We start from the raw sequence: 21412 nt of genomic DNA, 5'->3' as shown, positions 1-21412 counted from the left end.
TACTTCTGTAGAGACGTTCCGATGGAACGTCTCTACGCCTATTTAATCACAACGCAGTCTGCTGTATCGTTAAAAGTACAGCCAAGCTTGGGGAAATAAGGGAAAATGCGTTGCCAATTTTTGTCTGTGTGTAATGGGTTAGTTTTAGTAATAATTATTTATTTTATACTTTCAGGTGTTCCTGCTTTGGCTGCGGAAACGGTGGTGTTGAAGTATCGCATCTTCCGAGAATCAGTCTCGGTACAGGAGTTGTCTACCTTTGCCCAAACTGGTAAACTCTCAACTACCTTAAGAGTGAATTTAGCTTTGGCTAGACAAAACCCTCAAGCAATTCGTCAGTACTTGACGCAACCTGTAAAGGTAAATCCGGTGATTTTAGATAAAGTGCTCAATAGCCGAATTGGTAATGTGATTTTAGATCAACTTACTCAAGTTATTCACACGCGATCGCGTCAGGCAGACAAACAAGCTTTGCGTGGTGCTTTGGTAGTTTCTGCCAGTAAAGATAGGCAAATTACACTGATAGAAGTTATTCAAAATTATCCCACAAAGGAAGTGGAAGTTGAAGGAGACCGTCTAGAAGCTGCCTACCATCAACTTCGTCGGTTGCAAGGAAATTTACAAGATATACTCGGTTTTTAAGTATTATTTACGTCAAAAAACTAGCTTAACATTTATACTCATGACAAATAGCCAATTGCCTTTGTAATATTGACAATCAGCTATAGGGATTATTTTTTCTCGTCATTTATACTTAGCTATTTAGTAGGCTAAGGTTTCTAAAGTTTCCCGCAAATAGCGCTTTACTTGCTGATCAAGGCGAAGCTTTTGTAATTGAGTATCATGTTCTAGTTGCCAGCTTTGGAAGCCAGAACTTGCGGCGATCGCCGAGATGAGACTATCCCAAATTTCCGTAACGGTAGAAGTTTGAATTCGAGCCATAATTACTCATTCCTCAGTTTTAACTTTGACAGTCAACTGGGGCAAGATTTGATTAACCCGCACCCCTAAAATTGTAAAATCCTGCTTAATCTTTTCTAAAGATAACGGTTCTAAAGCAGCAAATTCTGTTTCCTTCGTCACCAAAACTCGTGCGACACTCAGGGGAATTTGCAAAAATAAATTACTCGCCAAAAAGGATAATCCAGCAAGCAGCAATGCTAAACCTCTCCATTGAGGTAAAAGCCGAGCAATGTTTGCTACCTGGGGAGTTGCTTGATAAAGCAGTCCCAGTACTGCAACTGATAATACAGCTCCGAAAATTGCTATGAAGCGATTTAATTTTGTATTAACTAAACAGAGAATTTTACGCTGGGGTTCTGAGAGAGTTTCTGGCTTGATGGCTACTCCCAAAAGAGCAAATATATAAAAAGGACGGCGTAACTGCATCCACAACAGTGGTAGAACGCCAATTGCCGCAACTACTAATAATTCTAACCAAATTGGTAGTGAGCGATCGCCTACTGCCAAAAACAATAAGCACAGCGGCAAAAAAATCGGCAGCGTTGCCAATCCAGCAACGTGAATCCACAAAATAGGTTCAGAGCGAAATGAGGACATAGTATAATCAGAAGTTATGAGTTGAGAGTTAGGAGTTAAAAACTCATATCTCATAACTCCTAATTTATAGCTATTTTGCACTCAGCACTATCTAGTTGAAGTCAAAGTGCGGCGTTTCGTTACCATTTGGTAGGAATCGATGCTGTCACTTACAGCCCAGTCGTTGAATTTATCAATGCCGATACCGCATTCATAGCCAGCATTAACCTCCTTAACATCATCTTTCATCCGTTTGAGGGAGTCAAGAACACCTTCATAGATGACTTTGTTGTTACGACGCACTCGGATTTTGCTGTTGCGAAGCAGCTTGCCAGATTGCACGTAGCTACCAGCAACCGCACCACGACCGATGGCGATAACGGCACGTACTTCTGCAATACCCAGGTGTTCTTCTACTAATTCTGGCTCTAACAGACCTTCCAAAGCTCCTTGAATGTCTTCTAGGAGTTTGTAGATGATGTTGTATTCTCTTACATCCACACCAGATTCATCGGCGGCTTGTCTGGCACCACTAGCGTAAGTAGTGTTGAAGCCAATGATGACGGCGTTACTGGCGGCTGCCAAGTCAATATCTGTCTCGGTAATTTCGCCAGGAGCAGCTAACAACATACGAATTTGCACTTCGTTTTGCGGGATTTGTTTGAGCGATCCCACAATGGCTTCTATGGAGCCTTGGACATCTCCCTTGAGAATCAAGTTGAGTTCCTTTAACTCGCCTTCTTTCGCTTGAGCGGAGAGGGTTGTCAGGGTAACTCGTCCTTGTAATAGGCGGGATTGACGTTGTTTGTCTGCCCTGTCTGAGGCAAGCGCGCGTGCTTGTTTTTCGTTCCCGAAAACCTCGAATTCGTCGCCGGCTGCTGGTACATCACTTAAACCCAACACCTCAACGGCAAAGGACGGACTTGCAGCTTCAACTCTGGCTCCTCTGTCATCAACCATTGCCCTAACTTTACCAAATGCTGATCCAGCTACGAGCATATCGCCGACGTGGAGAGTACCATTCTGAATTAACAAAGTCGCAACTGCGCCTTTTGCTTTATCCAGATGAGCTTCAATGACTGTTCCTTTAGCAGTCCGATTTGGATTGGCAGAGAGTTCGCCTACCTCATCGACAATTAGAATCATTTCTAAGAGCGTATTCAAGTTTTCGCCCTTAATCGCGCTGACGGGAACCATGATTGTGTCACCGCCCCAATCTTCTGCGGTCAGACCATACTGGGTAAGTTCTTGTTTCACCCGCTCTGGTTGTGCCCCTTCTTTGTCAATTTTGTTGATTGCAACGACAATTGGCACTCCCGCTGCTTGGGCGTGGCTAATGGCTTCAATGGTTTGGGGACGAACACCATCATCAGCAGCTACAACCAACACAGCGATGTCTGTCACCCGCGCTCCCCGTGCCCGCATAGCTGTAAAAGCTTCGTGACCGGGGGTGTCAAGGAAGACAATTTGCTGCATTTTGCCTTCATGTTCGACATCGACGTGGTAAGCACCGATGTGTTGAGTAATACCACCTGCTTCACCGGCAGCTACTTTGGTTTTGCGAATCGAGTCGAGCAGGGTAGTTTTGCCGTGGTCTACGTGACCCATAATTGTCACGACTGGCGGACGGCGCACAAGGTTTTCCAAGTCTCCCGCTTCGATCATTTCCGTGACTTTAATTGCCTCGGATTCTAGTTCGGCGGTTTCGACTGGTATTTCTAGCTCGGTTCCGATCAGGGTAATGGTGGGAATATCGAGGTTTTGGGTGATGCTTACCGCCATGCCTTTCATGAACAGGATTTTCACAATCTCTGTATCGGCAATTGCTAAGGCTTCAGCTAGTTCTTGCACCGTCATGGGACCGGTTACTACCAGTTTTTCTGGGCGATCGCGCTTTTGCTCTTGTTGGCGTCCGCCTTTTTGCTCTCGGTCGCGATCGCGATCGCGGCTACCTGGTTTTTTACTACCTCTAGCAGTTGGAATGCTGGTTGTTGGGGCTATTGTCGGTGACGAAGGTCGGCTTGCCTTGGGTTTGGGAGGACGAGCGATGGAAAGGCTGACCTGAACGGTGAGAAGTGAATCTGGATCTTCATCATCGAGCAAGTCTTCTTCAAATTCATCATCCAAAATCGGCTTAACTCGCTTGCCTTTGGTGACTCCCTTCCCTGCTTTTTCTTTAACTTCGTCAATAATTTCCTCTTCCTGCCACTTTTTACCACCTTTAAGTAGGCGAGGTGGTGTGGGGCGTTTGAGGTCAAGCAAATCGGGTGGTACGGGATCGTCATCCAGAGAGTCTTGTTTTGCCGAAACGCCCGCAAGCCCTCTTGGTGGGGTTGCCACTGGTGAGGCTATTGGTTTTTCACCTGGACGTACCGGTCTGGGTCGTTGCGGATCTCCTCCGGGTATTGGCGCAGATGGTCTACTACCTTTTTGCTCTGGTCTGACTGGTGCGGGGGTAGGTCGCCCTGCTGGACGGGGTGCATCTGATGCTGGCTGGTCGCTTGGCGGTCTGTCGCTTGTTGGTCTGGCGACTTTGGGTTTTACCTGATCGCGATCGCGCTTAAGAATCGGTTTTTGTGACTGACTCAGCGATGGCGCTTCAATCGGCTCTCCCATTTCCACCAGAGGTTCTTCATCTGTAGTCCCTGTTTCCGTAAGTGGTCTTGCGGGTGGCGCTACTAGTTGCGGTCTTTGCGGTTTTTCCGGTTTTGGTCTGGGAGCAGCTGTTTTCTCCGGTTTTTCTGCGGCTGTTTTTTCTGGTGTCGGAGTACGATCAAGCGGTTGCTCTGCTTCAGTCACAGGAGGTTTTTGTGCGGTCTCCGACTGATTCCGGGGTACTGGTCGAGTTGGTGCCGTCGGCTTCATTGATGATGAGACTGGTGTGGCGAAGGGTCGTGGAGGTGAAGGAGGATTAGCCTCAGAAGAAGCAAATTCAGTATTAATAGCAACTGACGCCTCTTGGGCGTTGGAGTTAGTGTTTCTCAATATTTTGGGTTTACGAATTTCCAAAATTTGTTGTTTGTGGGGTGCGGTTGGTCGGGAAGGTCCACCAATTTGTGGTGAATTTGCTTTATGACTGGTTGTAAGTTCTTTTTTTGGCATTACATTCGTAGCAGCGAGTTTTTCGGCTGCTGTCCGGATTTGTTCTGCCTCTGTTTCTGAAATTGTACTGCTATGGCTTTTGACCGCAATATCGAGCTGGTCGCAAATTGCTAATAGCTCTTTGTTATCCAAGTTCAATTCCTTTGATAGTTCGTAAATTCTCACTTTGCCGTTGTTCATCCACTCTTCCCCAATAAGATTACAGTTTTAGCGGATGGCTGCCTGGGAGTGCGACATCTCCATCCTTTGAGTACTGTGTTTAGGTTGCCCAGATACGATTTTGCCGGTGCCTCCAATCAGGAAAGAGAGATGTTTCGGTTTACTGCTGGCATCTCCACATCCAAGGATGGTTGATGCAATTGCGCGATCGCGCTACCAGGTTGCCATATTGTTTTTTTTGTTTTGCTGATTCTGATTCCACAACACAATCGAGTAAAACTTTTTGGGAAGCTTCGCTGCTCTGCAATCAAGTTGATAAGCGATCGCGGTAGCTGCTAACTACACCCTTTTACTATTTTGGCATTAACCCAAGCAATCAAGTCAGAATGTGATGATAGCGTATTAGTATGGCTATCAGTACAATGTCTGTTGTGATTACCGCCAAAACCTGAATATTAACAGGTATGGCTTTAGGCTAAACGTTGCCACAATGCTTCATACAGTGTTTCTGGCACTGATGCATGTAGCGATCGCCCTAGTCTATTTTTTTTTTGAGCAGCGCAAAGGCAGCCCGCTTGCGGACAAATGTAAGCAGAACGCCCCATGCCCTCATTTAATTGTACCTGTCTAGATGGAAAGACGCGGACAATCCGCCAAAACTCTTCTTTTAATTTGACTTGGCGGCAACTGATACAACGTCGATAATTCTTTTTCATCTGTTTTGTCTGGGTTCATGGCAGTATTTTTTGTTAAACAACTCCTCAGTAATAATATTTGTATTTTCTTATATTCTCAACTAGTCCTTTATAATCCGTGTTAATGACAAGATAAGATTTGTTAAGTTATTTGTATTTGTACTCGGTTTATTGATGTGTTGAAAAAGGGATTAGGGACTGGGGATTAGGGACTGGGAACACTTTCTTTACTTGGAAGGGGATTGGGACCCCAACCAGGTTTTATTCGCGGAGCGTCTCGTAGAGAAGAAAACGGAAGTGCCTTTTCCCCAGTAAAGAGTCCTCAGTAAGGCGAGCGCCATACAGTGCGTAAGTCCTAACTCAAACTACCAATAAAGACAAGATGCTTTGAAATGTAGCACCTCTTATTCCTGAAGCGTTAGTAAGTTTGGCTATAGCAAAAGGTGTATCATAAGCCACAGCTAAATCGGCTAGGCGTTCTAAAAGCTGTTTTAACGAACTTAAAGAACTTTTCAGCAACAATTGTCTAAAATCGTCTGCTATTTCCGATCTTTCTTCTATGAAGTTTTGCAAAGCTACTCTTAAATCAGATGGAAAATTATCAACTGACTTCATAACTGTTTCTAACTTGTTTTGAGATGCTTCTATTTCTTCATCTTGCTCATCTTGCTCATATTCCTCATCTTGTTCATCTTGCTCATCTTGATACTCGTCGTTTGTTTCTAATTCCTCATACTCATCTGCTTGGTCTAGGTGTAGTTGCTCTATTTTTTCTAGTTCCTCAAACTCCCTTTCATCCTCTTCTTGTTGATATTTTGCTCGGACAGCGACAAATTTTGCATCTTCCGCTGCGGGGTCATACTTTGCTTTGTCTTTGATGTCAATTTTCCAGCCAGTCAGACGAGCAGCTAAACGGACGTTTTGTCCTTCTTTACCAATAGCTAAACTCAGTTGATCTTCAGCTACTAAAACGTGAGTTTGGCGACTTTCGGGGTCCATTAGTCGTACTTCATCGACTCGTGCGGGACTCAAGCCGTTAGCAATGTATGTTGCAGGATCTGGGGACCAACGAATCACATCGATTTTTTCCCCGCGCAATTCATTGACCACCACTTGAATTCGCGATCCTCGCGCTCCAATACAAGCACCAACTGGATCGACATCGCGATCTAAGGTGTCAACAGCAATTTTAGTTCGCGGTCCGACGTAACGTGAAGGAGGATTAGCTTCTCTAGCTACAGCAACAATTCGCACAACTTCATCTTCAATTTCCGGCACTTCGTTGGCAAACAAATATACTACTAAACCAGCATCTGCTCTGGAAACTAGTAACTGCGGTCCGCGTTGCTGTCCTTGAGAAACTTTTTTTAAATATACCTTAAATGTCGCATTTGCTCGGTAATTATCGTTAGGCAATTGTTCGCGCTTGGGCAATTCAGCTTCTACCTCTGGTTGACCGAAGCCACTGATAACTGCCATAATCACTGACTGCCTTTCAAAGCGCAGGACTCTTGCTTGGAGTACAGTTCCTTCTAAATCTTGAAATTCTTCTTGCACCATCTGGCGCTGCTGATCTCGGAGTTTTTGCGCTAAAACTTGCTTGGTTTGCATCGCCGCCATGCGACCAAATTCTTCTTTGTCAGGCGTAACATCTAGCACTACCGAATCACCTAATTGTGCTTCGGGAGCTACTTCTTGAACTTCTTTTAAAGAAATCTGATGATCGGAATTGTTAACTTCTTCAACAATGCTTTTAGTGGAAAGAACGCGAAATCCTTGTTCGTCAACATCAAGCTCTACTTCAAAATTATTAAAGTACTCTTCATCAAATTGTCTTCGCTCTAAATTTTGGGCACGTCGATAACGTTCGTAACCTTTTAGCAGCGCTTCTCTAATAGCTGATTGAACTGCCAGACGCGGTAAATTTCGTTCGCGACTGATATTTTCAATTAAATCTTTTAATCCCGTTAATTTAACTGTAGACATAGATTTATCTCCTTTAATTATTATGCAGACACCCAGCAGAAGTTAGGAATTGTAGAGACGCGAAATTTCGCGTCTCTACAGCAGTTTTGAGTTATTTGAAAACTCAAAACTCATAACCTAACTCTTAACTCCTACTTCCTTCTGCTAATTGTTATCTGCTCTCATTCAACTGCACCCTACTTATGAGAGTGCGAGGAATTTCAATTACACGACCTTTTTGGTTTAAGTAAACTGATATTTCATCTCGGCGAATCAACTGACCAATCCACTCTTGCTGTCCGTCGTAGGGTTGGGAAGTAAAGACAATTACAGGAAATCCTTTAAAGGATAGGTATTCCTTGTCGGTTGTCAGTTGCCGCGAAATACCAGGACTTGACACCTCTAAAACGTAAGCATCTGGAATGATATCCGATCCATCTAAGGCGGCTTCTAAAGCACGGCTCATCCGCTCACAATCATTCAATCCAGTCTCCTGTTGGGGATTGCGGATATCTACCCGCAACACTGCTGGACGTTGGTTAGTATGAAAAACTACCCCAACGACTTCTAATTCCAGTTCTTCTGCTACTGGTGTCGCCAAATCAATAATTTGTGGGACTAAGGGATGAGTCATGCAATATTTCAATAAAAAAAGTGGGCATTGACCCACTTCCTGCGATAAGGATATCTTCCAAGAAGTATTGTGCCGAACCAAAGATGGATCGACCTAAATTGAGTTTAGCGCATTTCTTTTGGGGGGAGAGGTGAGAAATTAATAATGGGCATTGGGCAATGGGCATGGGGCATGGGGCATGGGGCATTGGGCATGGGGCATTGGGCATGGGACATGGGGCATGGGGCATGGAAAGAGTTCTATTTAGATATAAAACGCGTATCAAAAATCGAGATATTTAATTCCCATTGCCCATTGCCCATTGCCCATTGCCCATTGCCCGTCAACTTTGCTTATTCTTAGTTTGTACTAGAGCAGAGCTTTGATTGACTACTGTGGTTACAGATGCTTGCGATCGCATCTGTCGAGTTTGTTGGATAATTTGCTCTATATCCTCGTGGGACAAGCGTTGGACGTAGTTAATTTTGACTTCTTCCAAAAAGTCAAAAAGTAAGCTTTGAATTTCTGAAAGTACTTGTTTTTTCTGCATTTCCGTTCCCAAGGCTTCGGTAAAGCGTTCCAGTAATTGACTCGAAAGTTTTGCGGCTACTGGATCTTCGACGGCGTTAACTAAAGCTTTGTAAAGGTTTGTGGCGATTTGGGTTGATAGTTGTTCACTCAGTTGAGCCTGCATCTGTCCCACGCCGGGGAGGTTGTGCAGGTTGCGATAGATGGGGGATTGATTCAAGGCACCATCTATATTGTGATGCAATATGGCAACGATCTCTGGTTGAATTTTGGGTAGTACTTGATAAACGATCGCTTTAATAAAGATACCTGCGATCGCTTCCACTTCATTAATATTATTAATATCGACATACTCAGAATGACTCTCTTTTTGCAATAGCCAGCGCGTCAAGTCTCCCTGGTTTATCGATCCTTGAATTTGGTTAATTAGTCTGACTATGACAATTTCTGTGAGTTCCTCGGCAAAATTGGCGACAATTCCTTGATTAATTTGCTTTCTGACTGGATGCAAATTTAATAAATGCGCTTTATCGAGGCGAACTAATACAGGTATTATTCGCAACCATCGCACAAATGGAATCAGCAAGAATAAATCGTACCAGCGCCACAAAATTGCTTCTACCCAGCTAAAACCACGATTACGCCGTCTGATGAAAAAAGTCCGCGTCAGTAATTCTAAAGCAAAGTAAATTACAAACGGTAAATCTATTAACCAGAAATTATCAGTAAATTCACCGTTTTCGTCGATTGAGCGGTAGTAGTCTGTAGCGATTAAAGGTTGAATTTTCTGGTTGAAAAAAGCAATTTCTTGATTCCACCCTTTTTCAGTTAAATAAGTTTGACTCCAAAAAGTGCCAAACGCTTGTTTCGCAGATTTTACAGATGTGCGATCGCGCATTCTGTTTTTGATTTTTTCCAGCGTTCCACTCTTATTTACTGCCGCAAAAGGATTACCGTCTATCATCTCAGTGCTCAGACGGCGCAATTCTTCTAGTCGGGTTGCACTTTCTTGGGACTTTAACCCTGTTTGACTTACCTGTTCTTCTAGAAACTTAACCTTTGCTAGATAATTTTCTGTTTCTCGGTGCGGTTCAATACCTTTTACTTTGTCGTAAACCTTGGTAATTTGGGGAATTTTTCGCAAGTAGGAATCCCGCCAAGGAATATAACTTAAATCAAACAAACAAATGCATAAATTTACTGTAGCAATAATTGCCATTAAGCGCTCAAACCATAGGTTTCGCCGCTTGTCGGAGTTTATTTGAGCCATTTGCTGATAAGTGGATTTTAGAAATGTTCCTTATGACATCTCTAATTTATGTATTTTATGCTGTTTTCAGTACATATCCACTTAAAACTTAAAATCATTCTACAGATGGATGACAAAAATTACTTTATAATATCTACTTAGTTTGCTTCATATATATTTTAATCAAAAATAATTAATATTAAAGAAGAATAAGGTTAAATAAACTTAAGATCAGCTATCAGCCCTACTATATAGCTGATTTAACCAAAAGGAGTTTTAACCATGTGGTGTGGGTTTGGAAAATCAAGCATTCCTGTTGCTGTTGTCTGCCTGATAACAGCTAGCGTCGTAATTTCAGATACAGCTACTGCTGCTCGCCAACGTAATTATAGCCCACAACAATTCCGTGCAGTATTGCGAGGATTAGGCTACAGCGTTGACTTAACAAATACGCCCTTGACGGATGCGAAAACTAAAAAAGCAATTCGTGAATTTCAAACAGGGTACAAATTAACACCTGTTGATGGGGTAGCAGGACCGAAAACTCAAGATTTTGCCGCGAACATAATTCAAATTTTACAGGCAAACTTGAATGCGGTATTGAAGCCTAAGACTCCTCTACCCCGCGATCAGTTTTATGGTACGCGGACGGAAGCGGCAGTTAAGGAAGCTCAGAAAAAATTTCAGCTACAAGAAACTGGAATTGCCGATTTAGCATTTCGCCAAAGATTGAACGAAGAGGCAAAAACAAGCGGAGGTCAGCCTAGTACTGAGCCAACTCCTGCACCGACATCTTCACCAAGCCCAACAACAAGACCAACAACAAGACCAACAACAAGACCGACAACAACCCCAACAACAACCCCAACAACAACCCCAACAACAAGACCAACAACAAGACCGACAACAAAACCGACAACAACCCCAACAACAAGACCAACACCAACGGTGACACCGACATCTTCACCTGAGGCAACACCGACATCTTCACCTGAGGCAACACCAACAACTTCACCAACCCCTTAGGTGTCAACTAAAGGATAAAGGATAAAGGATAGTGGTTGGGGATATATACCTATGAGATATTGACCAAAATAATGGGATACAAGCCCCGTCCTTCTAGGACGGCTTTTGCTAGAATAGGTATAGTCGCCATAGGGCATTGGGAGACTATAAACGGACATGGAGGGACGATAAGACCACTTAGTGGCGCAACGAGCGTGAAGTGTCAAGGAATCCTCGCTCCTTCAGGACGAGGAGGTATGTCAAACTCCCCATTAAATACTTGTCATTACCAACATATTTCAAAACCCTCGCTCTTGCCGCTATCTCGACGAGCGAATAAATTTATCAGGCTAATAGCACAAGTCCATTAAAATGGACTGAAATCTTTATTTAGTCCTCTTTAAGAGGACTTTCGCTCTTAGACAATGGTTTACAACCGTTGGCGGGATAAGGGTTTTATGAGAAAAATAAATGTTGGTAACGACAAGCCATTAAATATGGGGTTCTTTTTCCCTTTCCCCTTTCCCCTTTCCCCCTCTTTCTCATTCGTCGTTTCTCTCCCTGATTCTCAAAACCTTAAAATTTGCCAAGTAAATATGCCATAACCCGTCCAGACTGTCAGGATCGGAAGGTGAAGAGTAAAAAGTAATTGCTTTTAACAACTTCACATCATAGGAGGTTAATCTTGGCTAAACTGAAAGTCGGCATCAATGGATTTGGTCGGATCGGACGGTTACTGTTTCGCGCTGGTATGAATAATCCCAATATCGAGTTTGTGGGGATTAACGACTTAGTACCACCAGATAATTTGGCTTATTTATTAAAATACGACTCCACCCACGGAACTTATCAGGGCAAGATTGAGGCAAAAGATGATGGTATCGTGGTCGATGGACACTTCATTCCTTGCGTGTCGATGCGGAATCCGGCAGAATTGCCTTGGGGTAAATTAGGTGCAGATTATGTTGTGGAATCTACGGGGCTTTTCACCGATTTTGAAGGAGCATCAAATCACTTAAAAGCTGGTGCAAAGCGGGTTATCATTTCTGCACCCACAAAAGAGCCTGATAAAGTTCGCACTTTATTAGTTGGTGTCAATCATGACATATTTGACCCAGCAAAAGATGCTATTGTTTCTAATGCCAGCTGCACTACAAACTGTTTGGCTCCCATCGCCAAAGTAATTAACGATAACTTCGGTTTAACTGAAGGGTTAATGACCACCGTTCACGCGATGACAGCTACCCAACCCACAGTAGACGGTCCGAGTAAGAAAGATTGGCGGGGTGGTCGCGGTGCTGCCCAAAATATCATACCCTCTTCTACAGGAGCTGCGAAAGCTGTAGCTTTGGTTTTACCAGAGTTGAAGGGTAAGTTAACTGGTATGGCTTTGCGAGTCCCGACACCGGATGTATCTGTAGTTGATTTGACCTTTAAAACAGATAAAGCCACCAGCTATAAAGAAATTTGCGCGGCAATGAAGGCAGCTTCCGAAGGAGCAATGGCTGGTATTTTGGGTTACACAGAAGATGAAGTAGTTTCCACAGACTTTCAAGGCGATCGCCGTTCTAGTATCTTTGATGCCGGCGCTGGTATGGAACTAAATTCCAACTTCTTTAAGGTTGTTGCCTGGTATGACAACGAGTGGGGCTATTCTAATCGTGTCGTTGACTTGATGTTATCGATGGCACAAAAAGAAGGTCTGTTATAACGTGTTAAATGGTCAATAGTCAATGGTTAATGGTCAAGAGTCCTCTTGCATAAATCAAAAATAAGAAAGAACCCCACCCCGCCAAAGCTATGCTTTGTCTCCCCTCCCCGCAAGCGGGGAGGGGTTGGGGTGGGGTGTTAAGGGAATGAGTGCAAGAGGTCTAATGGTCAAAATATCTTGGACTCTTGACTTTTGATGTCGTATTTCTGAGGGGTAGCGTAGTCCGCACGCGCAGCAAATCAGGGTGCATTACAGTTATTTTTTTTACGCGCTGTCTGAATATTTGCTTTCTAAACTCCGAACCCCTAAACTTTATGCGTCGAACCAAGATTATTTGTACTGTAGGACCGGCTACATCTGCACCTGAACGTTTGCAAGCGTTGGTAGATGCGGGGATGAATGTAGCGCGGTTGAATTTCTCCCACGGGGCGCATGAATTTCACGCGCAAACGTTTCATCATCTAAGGAGGATTAGCGCGGATACGCAAAAACCCATCGCTATCATGCAAGATTTGTGCGGTCCAAAGATTCGTTTGGGCGTTTTGCCACCAGAAGGACTAACTGTAGAGGCTGGACAGGAAGTCACTTTTGTGATGCAAGAGAAAGGTAGCAGTATTGACGAATTGCCGCTACCATTGCCGACTTTATTTGCAATGGTGCGACCTGGTGAACCGATTTTAATTAATGATGGTCGGGTGAAGTTGATTGTAAGCGATCGCAATGCCGATGAAATTCGAGCTATGGTAAAAATTGGTGGAGTGATTTCCACTCACAAAGGTGTAAACTTACCAGAAACTCCTTTACCCGTCAGTTCGATTACCGAAAAAGACTTGCTCGATTTGCGCTTTGGCATTCAATTAGGTGTAGACTGGGTAGCGGTTTCTTTCGTGCGATCCCCACAAGATTTAGAACCCGCGCAACGAATGATTGAAGCTGCTGGTGCAAATATTCGCCTCATTGCCAAAATTGAAAGACGAGAAGCAGTAGAAGATTTAGATCGAATTATAGAGATTGCCGACGCCATTATGATCGCTCGTGGCGATTTAGGGGTAGAAATACCAATTTATGAAGTCCCCCTAATTCAAAAAGATATTACACGCCGCTGCAACCAAGCCGGGAAGCCTGTAATTACTGCCACGCAAATGCTAGAGTCGATGATTAGCGCTCCCGATCCCACCCGCGCCGAAGCAACCGATGTTGCTAATTCTATCCTGGATGGTACGGATGCTGTGATGCTTTCGGGGGAAACTGCTGTGGGACAATATGCGATCGCCGCAGTTGAGATGATGCACAATATCGCCGTGCGAACAGAACAATCTTTACAAGAAGGTGCTAGACATTCCTGGACTCACGCCGGCGGTAGTCTCAGCGTAACTGAATCTGTTGCCGAAGCCGTTTGTCGCGTGGCTTATGAAACAGGGGCAAAAGCAATTCTCTGCAACACTTCTTCCGGAAGTACGGCACAATTAGTCTCTAAGTACCGTCCGACAACGCCGATAATCGCTCTCACACCAGAAGAAACCACTTATCGTCAACTGGCACTTTCTTGGGGTGTAGTTCCTTGCTTCATTCCCCCAGTCCACAACGCCGAAGAGATGTTTACCAATGTGGTGAAAAGCGTTGTAGATATGGGTTTGGCAAACGACGGCGATAAAGTTGTGATTACATCTGGTGTCCCTGTTGGTAAATCAGGCACAACTAGTTTAATTAAAGTGCATACAATTGGACAGCCAATTTCTGCATGACTCCGTAGAATAAATATGGCATTGGGCATTGGGCATGGGGCATTGGGTATGGGGCATTGGGCATGGGGGATTTCCCATGAGTCCATGCACCCCTTTTCCCCTCTTCCATTGCCCATTGCCCATTGCCCATTGCCCAATGCCCAATGCCCCACATGGGCAATTGTGAAGAAAAGTTGTCACAATTGGAATTGAAGGTGCAGCGAAGGATGTAAAGAACAGGGGAATGAGTAAATCCTAAGTAAACAACATTCACGGAGTATCTATGTCTAAGAATCTACTAGAACAATTGCGAGAAATGACCGTTGTTGTGGCAGATACGGGAGATATCCAGGCAATTGAGAAGTTTAAGCCACAAGACGCTACGACTAACCCATCCTTGATTACTGCTGCGGCACAGATGCCAGAATATCAGGAAATTGTCGATCAGACATTACTCCAAGCAAAGAAAGATGCAGGATCGAGCGCAAGCCAAGCGCAAATCGTTGCAATGGCGTTTGACCGTTTGGCAGTGTCTTTTGGATTGAAGATTTTGCAAATCATTCCTGGTCGGGTATCTACGGAAGTAGATGCGCGTTTGTCCTATGATACTGATGCTACGGTTGCTAAGGCACACGAATTGATTGCTCAATATAAAGCAGCTGGAATTGGACGCGATCGCGTTCTCATCAAAATTGCGGCTACTTGGGAAGGCATTCGTGCTGCGGAAATTTTGGAAAAAGAAGGTATTCACTGCAACCTGACTTTATTGTTTGGCATTCACCAAGCGATCGCTTGTGCAGAAGCTGGTGTCACCTTGATTTCTCCCTTTGTTGGACGGATTCTCGACTGGTACAAGAAAGACAGTGGACGCGATAGCTATCCCGCACACGAAGACCCAGGTGTTGTTTCTGTGACAACAATCTACAACTACTACAAAAAGTTCGGCTACAAAACTGAAGTTATGGGAGCTAGTTTCCGTAATCTTGGTGAAATTACTGAATTAGCTGGTTGTGATTTGTTGACGATTTCCCCAGCACTTTTGGCTGAGTTGCAAGCGACTACAGACGCATTGCCACGCAAACTCGATCCCAAGAATGCACCGAAGATGGGTATCGAAAAAACACCAATGGACAAAGATATCTTTGAAAAAATGCACACGAGCGATCGCATGGCATTCGATAAACTAGCAGAAGGTATCGAAGGCTTCACCAAAGCTTTGGTAAGTCTCGAAAAACTACTTGCCGAAAGATTGACTACTCTAGAAGCAAACGTTAAGGTCGGCGCCGCTTAAAATATCCCTTCCCTCATCCCCTCGTTCCCAGGTGCAACCTGGGAATGAACATCTGGATGCTGCACTTCTGAAAAAGTAAAAACAACTTGTTTTTACTTTTTCTTGTAAAGAATTAAGACATGTATCTTTCACTTCAGCAATTTTCGATAGAAAAATAAAAGCAAACAACATCAGAGCTAATAATAATTGCTTCTTCATAGCTTTTATCTTTTGCCTTTAAGTAAACTTTTAGCAGAGCAGAACCGTTAAATATAGCTCACAAACCTTCCTGGCAACAAAAAGCGATGAAAATATTGGTACTGAATGCAGGATCTAGCAGCCAAAAGAGTTGTCTGTATGAAATAACAGAGGAGGGTTTGCCCACAGAACCACTCGAACCGCTTTGGGAAGGCAAAGTTAAATGGACTCAAGATCGCGGTGTGGCAGAAATCAAGGTGAAATCAGCTAATGGTGGGGTGCTGGAGGAAGAAATCTACGCTGATTCCCGACCTGCACACGTCGCTTACATGCTTCACACCTTAACTCGCGGTTCCACGAAGGTGATTAGTCAGTTATCAGAAATTGACGGGGTGGGACATCGTGTAGTACATGGTGGGCAAGATTACCGTGCCAGTGTAGTTGTTACTGATGAAGTCAAAAAAGCGATCGCTCGTCTTTCTAACCTCGCTCCAGCACATAATCCAGGCGCTTTGGAAGGAATAGAAGCCATTGAGAAAAGCTTGGTAAATATACCCCAAGTGGCAGTTTTTGATACCGGGTTTCATTCCCATATGCCCGATGCTGCGGCAACCTATCCCGGTCCCTACGAATGGCTAGAACAAGGTATCCGTCGCTACGGCTTTCATGGGATCAGTCACGAATACTGCTCTAAACGTGCGGCTCAGATTCTCAATCGAGATTTCGCTTCTTTACGGATAATCTCCTGTCATCTAGGCAACGGTTGCTCTTTGGCGGCGATTAAAAACGGTCACAGTGTTGATACGACAATGGGATTCACGCCCCTGGATGGATTGATGATGGGTAGCCGTTCTGGTGCTGTCGATCCAGGAATTTTGATTCACCTGTTACGACAATCCAATTACTCAGCCGAACGCTTAGATTATGTGTTAAATAAAGCTTCCGGCTTACGTGGTATTTCGGGTGTATCGAGCGATTTGCCGCAAGTGATGGAGGCGATCGCCCAAGGCAATTACCGCGCTCAACTTGCTTGGGACATGTACGTACATCGCCTACGTTCCGGAATTGGGTCAATGCTTGCCAGTCTGGGGGGATTAGATGCTTTAGTTTTCACCGCTGGTGTAGGTGAAAATTCTCCAGGAATTCGCCAAGCTGCTTGTGATGCCTTTGGATTTTTGGGTATGAAAATTGACCCAGAAAAAAATACCCACAATCCTGTTGATGAGGATATTGCCACCACTGAATCGGCTGTGCGAGTCTTGGCAATACATACTCAAGAAGATTGGGCGATCGCAATGGCAACTTGGCAACACCTCATTAAAAGGTAGAAGGGGAAAGGGGAAAGGGGAAAGGGGAAAGGGTAAGAAAAATCTAGAAAGCGTGTCGGAAGACAAGTGCTTCCCCTTTACCCCTATAAGTGAAACTTTTTAGATGTCTAAATCTGTGAGGTTGAGTTTAGAACCGTAGGTTTCAATGAATTCACGCCTTGGTGCAACGCGATCGCCCATTAAAATAGTGAAAATGCGATCTGCCTCGGCTGCATCCTGAATTTCCACTCGTTTGAAGGTGCGAGTTTCTGGGTTCATTGTCGTTGTCCAGAGTTGTTCTGGCATCATTTCCCCCAAACCTTTGAACCGTTGGATGGTGTAATTAGCATTGTCAGGAAACTCAGCCAAACGCTGTTGCAGTTCGCGATCGCTATAACAGTAGTAATAATTGCGTCCCCGTTCTACTTTATATAATGGGGGACAGGCAATATATATGAAACCCTCTTCGATAAGCGATCGCTGATACCGATAAAAGAAAGTTAACAACAGCGTCCGGATGTGCGCTCCATCTACGTCAGCGTCTGTCATGATGACTATGCGATGATAACGCAGTTGAGTCGAATCGAATTCATCACCCTTTACACCCAAACCAAGAGCCGTAATTAACGATTGAACTTCGTTATTTTTGTAGATTTTGGCATCGTCGGTTTTCTCGATATTCAGGATTTTACCACGTAGGGGAAGGATGGCTTGAGTTCGGCGATTGCGTCCTTGTTTAGCGCTGTTATGCACAAACACACCACTTGCCAAAGCAAAGTTGTGGGAATTAGGAACTTCAATATCGTAAACATCCATTCTTTCTTCCAAGCGTTCAATAGAGACAACGCGATGGTTGTAGTTTTTCACGGCTTCACGCGCTCGACTGCGATTACCATGAAAATAGCGAGTGCGCGGAGCGCAGGCTTCGCCAACGCAGAAAGTCTCCCAACGCAACATAGATTTGTCGCGTGTTCGCTTGCGATAAGAGCTATAAATCTCCAAATCCAAACAACCAATTTGCAATTCTACTTCCTTCAAACCAGCAATAGTTTTGAAATAGTAGGTAGGAGTAGGGGTACAAGTCTCCACTGATTTATTCCCTACACCCCACACCCCATACCCCATACCCTTCTTTTGACATCTACCTGAAGACTGATAAACATCATGTTCCAGGTTATAAAAATCTGCTAATAAATGCGTGTAAATCCATGTATCTTTCAATGGATTCCAAACCATTTCGTAGCCATTCAGCCCTGTTCCCCGTTCATTTTTCTGGGAGAGTTTGCGATGTATCGGCATCAGCGAATCTTGGGGAGTCAGTAATTCTGCTGCTTTATAACTACCATCTCGCAACATAAAGGGGTGGTCTGGTGTGCAGATAATTGTCTCACCATTGTCCAAAGTCAGTTTGATGACTTCCGCATTTTCCTTAGTTCGTCTGGCATTGATAATACGTTCTATACCTATGTTGCCACTTTCCCTAATGGTGTAACAGAAGTTCTCTTTACCTTGTTCTTGCTCCTCTATGAGCTGCTTGATGGTAATTTCCCGTCCCTCAGTAAGTAAAATTTTTGTGTGTATAAAAAAACAACCGCCGGCTGAATCGCCTTCGACGATGAAAATCTCCGATTCGCTGGGGTCTCTGGAGCTACAATCAGCCAATTTACCGGGTAATGGGGACGATTCTAATACTGATTTTCGACGAACTAGCTCCCGTGCATGACGTGCTGCTTCTGCGGCTTTGAAAGCTTGGATAGCTTTATCTAAAACGGAGTCAGCAACACCAGGACGAAATTCTAAGTACTCGGTGAGAACTTCACCAACTAGAGAATCGACAATCCCCCGGACTTCGGTATTACCGAGTTTAGTTTTAGTTTGTCCTTCAAATTCCGGATCGGGAACTTTGACGGAAATTACCGCTGTTAAACCTTCTCGGACGTGTTCACCACTGAGGTTTGGTTCATTCTCTTTAATTTTATTCCGCTTGCGGGCGATCGCATTCAAGGTGCGCGTCAGAACTGCCTTCAAACCCTCAAGGTGCGTACCACCATCAACGGTGCGAATATTATTCGCAAATCCTAACAAGTTATCCGTATAAGCATCTGTACACCACTGCAAAGCCACTTCGATTTGCACATTGTTGCGTTCCCCCTGCACAAAAATAATTTCTTCATGCAGTGGTTGCTTGTCGCGGTTCATGTAGGCGATATACTCTTTGATACCACCTTTGTACTCATAGGTTTCTATTTTAGGTGTATCGCTTTTAAGTAATTCTAAACGGTTGTCGGTGAAGATAATTCTCACACCTGCATTCAGATATGCTAATTCCCGCAGACGACCTGATAAAGTGATGTAATCAAACTCAATACCCGTGGTGAAAATTTCCTCATCTGGCTTGAAAGTGATAGAAGTTCCAGTTCTTGCTTCTTTGAGCGGGTTCACTATCATTTCTGTTACCGGAATACCCCGTTCAAAACGCTGGACATGGACTTTTTTTTCTCGCCAAACTGTCACTTCAATCGTTTCAGATAAAGCGTTAACGACAGAAATACCAACTCCGTGCAATCCCCCAGATACTTTGTAACCACCACCGCCAAACTTACCTCCCGCGTGGAGTACCGTCATCACCGTTTCTAGTGCTGATTTTCCCGTCTTGGAGACAATATCGGTGGGAATACCACGACCGTCATCTGTGACGGTGACAGAACCATCGGCATTGAGATCCACCTCCACATGGGTGCAGTGCCCTGCTAAAGCTTCATCAACTGAATTGTCCACCACCTCGTAAACTAAATGATGGAGTCCCCGTGGTCCGGTAGTACCGATATACATCCCCGGTCGTTTGCGGACGGGTTCCAGACCTTCCAGAACTTGAATCTGATCGGCACTGTAACTACTCGTCATGTAATTTCTCCTGATTGTGGGGGTGAGTTCGTTAAAATACTAAAAAAGTTAAATCACTCCAAGATTATAACACAAAAGGCTTGGAGGGGACTGTAGGGCGATTAGATGATAAATTTATATAGGGGATGTATCTGGCTTCGTTTTCTTTATGGATTGGCTCAGAGTGCGATTAATATATTATTGGTGTGAAGAGCGATCGCGCAGCCACTCAGCGCGTGAGTATCCCTTGTGCCAAAATACCTAAAGCCGAAAAAGAAGCCAAAAGGCTTAAAAATTATAGCATAAAAGCCTTGCTGGAGTGGGAGAAGCGTGGTGTGGGGGAGTGGGGGACTCCTTGGAGACTCCTTGGACACAAGGGGGAGAGAATGACCAACAACTATCTCCTAACAACTATCTCCTAACAACTATCTCCTAACAACTATCTCCTAACAACTATCTCCTAACAACTATCCACCAACATTTGACCAATGTCCAAATTAATTGTAATTTGTGGAGCGACTGCAACGGGTAAATCGGGGTTAGCGTTATCTTTAGCGAGAAAGTTGGATTCTGTAATAATAAGTGCAGATTCTCGTCAAGTGTACCGCGAATTTGATATTGGTACGGCTAAACCAACAACGGCTGAACAAAAGTTGGTGTCACACTATTTAATAGATATTTGCGCTCCCACTGAAATAATGACAGTAGCAGATTATCAACAGCAAGCACAAGCCTTAATTGCTTCTGTTGATGTTACTCCACTATTGCTAGTTGGTGGTACTGGTTTATATATACGTTCTATTGTACAAGGAATGAAAATTCCCAGAGTTGCACCTCACAAAGAATTGCGATCGCAACTTGAATCTTTGGGTCAAATGCAACTTTACATCATGTTGCAACAAGTTGATCCAGTTGCGGCAAAAAAAATTCACCCTAACGATACAGTGCGAACCTTAAGAGCATTAGAGGTATTTTATGTCACTGGTCGCCCTATTTCCCAACAGCAAGGGGAGAACCCACCAAATTATCCAATTTTGCAAATTGGTTTAGATTGCGATTCTCACTATTTAACTCAGCGGATTGCCAAGCGCACAAAGCAAATGATTGCAAATGGCTTAGTCGCTGAAGTAGAATATCTTTGTCATAAATATGGTGCTGATTTGTCTTTGTTAAATACATTAGGATATCAAGAAATCAAACAATATTTGGCTGGAGAGATATCGTTAGATAAAGCTGAAGAATTAATAATTTTGCATACGCGACAATTTGCCAAAAATCAACGCACATGGTTTAAAGCATCTCCACAGATCGAGTGGTTTGATGCCGATATTCCTAATTTATTAGAACAAATATGGCAGCGATCGCAACAATTTTTAACGACTTGTTAACCTGATGGGGTGACAACTTCGTCTCAAAGCCTTATCAAATAAGGATTATCAAAGGATGAGCCTTGAAACGCTCAAA

At 44.0% G+C, this 21412-nt stretch carries 17 protein-coding genes and 1 pseudogene; 8 read left to right on the top strand and 10 right to left on the bottom strand.

All coding sequences use genetic code 11. The features are described 5' to 3' along the window. Nucleotides 1-105: 105 nt before the first annotated feature. Nucleotides 106-642 carry an alpha/beta hydrolase gene (locus TOL9009_RS0122360; RefSeq protein ID WP_029634754.1) on the top strand — a complete coding sequence of 179 codons (537 nt, stop codon included), beginning with the start codon at nt 106-108 and terminating at the stop codon, nt 640-642. Between the two features lie 120 nt (nt 643-762). Here TOL9009_RS0122360 and TOL9009_RS0122355 read toward each other — a convergent pair whose 3' ends face one another. The 3 genes from TOL9009_RS0122355 to infB form a co-directional block, all read right to left on the bottom strand. Continuing rightward, entirely contained in the window at nt 763-942 is a 180-nt protein-coding gene (locus TOL9009_RS0122355) for a hypothetical protein (protein WP_029634752.1), read from the bottom strand. A 6-nt stretch (nt 943-948) separates the two neighbouring features. Further along, a complete protein-coding gene (locus TOL9009_RS0122350) occupies nt 949-1560 on the bottom strand; it encodes a low-complexity tail membrane protein (protein WP_029634750.1) in 612 nt (203 codons plus the stop codon). 87 nt (nt 1561-1647) lie between these two features. Continuing rightward, the gene (infB, locus tag TOL9009_RS0122345; RefSeq protein WP_029634748.1) at nt 1648-4821 is read right to left on the bottom strand and encodes a translation initiation factor IF-2; all 3174 of its coding nucleotides are present in this window, start codon (nt 4819-4821) and stop codon (nt 1648-1650) included. 173 nt (nt 4822-4994) lie between these two features. Between infB and TOL9009_RS47640 the strand changes: the two genes are divergently transcribed. Then, on the top strand, nt 4995-5132 hold the full coding sequence (locus TOL9009_RS47640) for a hypothetical protein (protein ID WP_186227624.1): 138 nt from the start codon (nt 4995-4997) through the stop codon (nt 5130-5132). A 138-nt stretch (nt 5133-5270) separates the two neighbouring features. Here the strand turns inward: TOL9009_RS47640 and TOL9009_RS0122340 are convergent, their stop codons facing one another. From TOL9009_RS0122340 to TOL9009_RS0122320, 5 genes and pseudogenes are all read right to left on the bottom strand, one after another. Further along, complete coding sequence (locus TOL9009_RS0122340) at nt 5271-5516, bottom strand: YlxR family protein (RefSeq protein ID WP_029634746.1); 246 nt, start codon at nt 5514-5516, stop codon at nt 5271-5273. 687 nt (nt 5517-6203) lie between these two features. Beyond that, a pseudogene (nusA, locus tag TOL9009_RS40135) lies at nt 6204-7481 on the bottom strand (transcription termination factor NusA); the annotation flags it as partial. Between the two features lie 151 nt (nt 7482-7632). Next, nucleotides 7633-8094, bottom strand: a complete 462-nt coding sequence (rimP, locus tag TOL9009_RS0122330) for a ribosome maturation factor RimP (protein ID WP_029633712.1) — start codon at nt 8092-8094, stop codon at nt 7633-7635. Continuing rightward, entirely contained in the window at nt 8063-8323 is a 261-nt protein-coding gene (locus TOL9009_RS46035) for a hypothetical protein (protein WP_144238254.1), read from the bottom strand. Before TOL9009_RS46035 ends, rimP begins: the two co-directional genes overlap by 32 nt. A gap of 93 nt (nt 8324-8416) precedes the next feature. Next, nucleotides 8417-9871 (bottom strand): hypothetical protein, encoded by a 1455-nt coding sequence (locus TOL9009_RS0122320; RefSeq protein ID WP_029634744.1) that lies wholly within the window; start codon nt 9869-9871, stop codon nt 8417-8419. 261 nt (nt 9872-10132) lie between these two features. On the opposite strand from TOL9009_RS0122320, the gene TOL9009_RS0122315 reads away from it, so the two are divergent. From TOL9009_RS0122315 to pyk, 3 genes are all read left to right on the top strand, one after another. Next, nucleotides 10133-10876 carry a peptidoglycan-binding domain-containing protein gene (locus TOL9009_RS0122315; RefSeq protein ID WP_029634742.1) on the top strand — a complete coding sequence of 248 codons (744 nt, stop codon included), beginning with the start codon at nt 10133-10135 and terminating at the stop codon, nt 10874-10876. Between the two features lie 664 nt (nt 10877-11540). Next, nucleotides 11541-12566, top strand: a complete 1026-nt coding sequence (gene gap / locus TOL9009_RS0122310) for a type I glyceraldehyde-3-phosphate dehydrogenase (RefSeq protein WP_029634740.1) — start codon at nt 11541-11543, stop codon at nt 12564-12566. 314 nt (nt 12567-12880) lie between these two features. Then, nucleotides 12881-14311, top strand: a complete 1431-nt coding sequence (pyk, locus tag TOL9009_RS0122305; protein ID WP_029634738.1) for a pyruvate kinase — start codon at nt 12881-12883, stop codon at nt 14309-14311. Here pyk and TOL9009_RS47635 read toward each other — a convergent pair. Further along, nucleotides 14274-14441 (bottom strand): hypothetical protein, encoded by a 168-nt coding sequence (locus tag TOL9009_RS47635; RefSeq protein WP_186227623.1) that lies wholly within the window; start codon nt 14439-14441, stop codon nt 14274-14276. The two genes, pyk and TOL9009_RS47635, sit on opposite strands and share 38 nt — an antisense overlap. A 132-nt stretch (nt 14442-14573) precedes the next feature. Between TOL9009_RS47635 and TOL9009_RS0122300 the strand changes: the two genes are divergently transcribed. Further along, on the top strand, nt 14574-15581 hold the full coding sequence (locus tag TOL9009_RS0122300; protein ID WP_029634736.1) for a transaldolase: 1008 nt from the start codon (nt 14574-14576) through the stop codon (nt 15579-15581). Between the two features lie 284 nt (nt 15582-15865). Beyond that, on the top strand, nt 15866-17086 hold the full coding sequence (locus TOL9009_RS0122295; protein ID WP_029634734.1) for an acetate kinase: 1221 nt from the start codon (nt 15866-15868) through the stop codon (nt 17084-17086). Between the two features lie 99 nt (nt 17087-17185). Here TOL9009_RS0122295 and gyrB read toward each other — a convergent pair whose 3' ends face one another. After that, nucleotides 17186-19969: a DNA topoisomerase (ATP-hydrolyzing) subunit B gene (gyrB, locus tag TOL9009_RS0122290; protein ID WP_029634732.1), complete on the bottom strand. Its 2784-nt coding sequence runs from the start codon at nt 19967-19969 to the stop codon at nt 17186-17188. 467 nt (nt 19970-20436) lie between these two features. Between gyrB and miaA the strand changes: the two genes are divergently transcribed. Continuing rightward, nucleotides 20437-21336: a tRNA (adenosine(37)-N6)-dimethylallyltransferase MiaA gene (gene miaA, locus TOL9009_RS0122280; RefSeq protein ID WP_029634728.1), complete on the top strand. Its 900-nt coding sequence runs from the start codon at nt 20437-20439 to the stop codon at nt 21334-21336. Nucleotides 21337-21412: the final 76 nt, after the last annotated feature.

It is taken from the genome of [Scytonema hofmanni] UTEX 2349 (assembly GCF_000582685.1).
Taxonomy (GTDB): Bacteria; Cyanobacteriota; Cyanobacteriia; order Cyanobacteriales; family Nostocaceae; genus Hassallia; species Hassallia hofmanni.
This window is presented reverse-complemented; position numbering and strand designations above follow the sequence as displayed.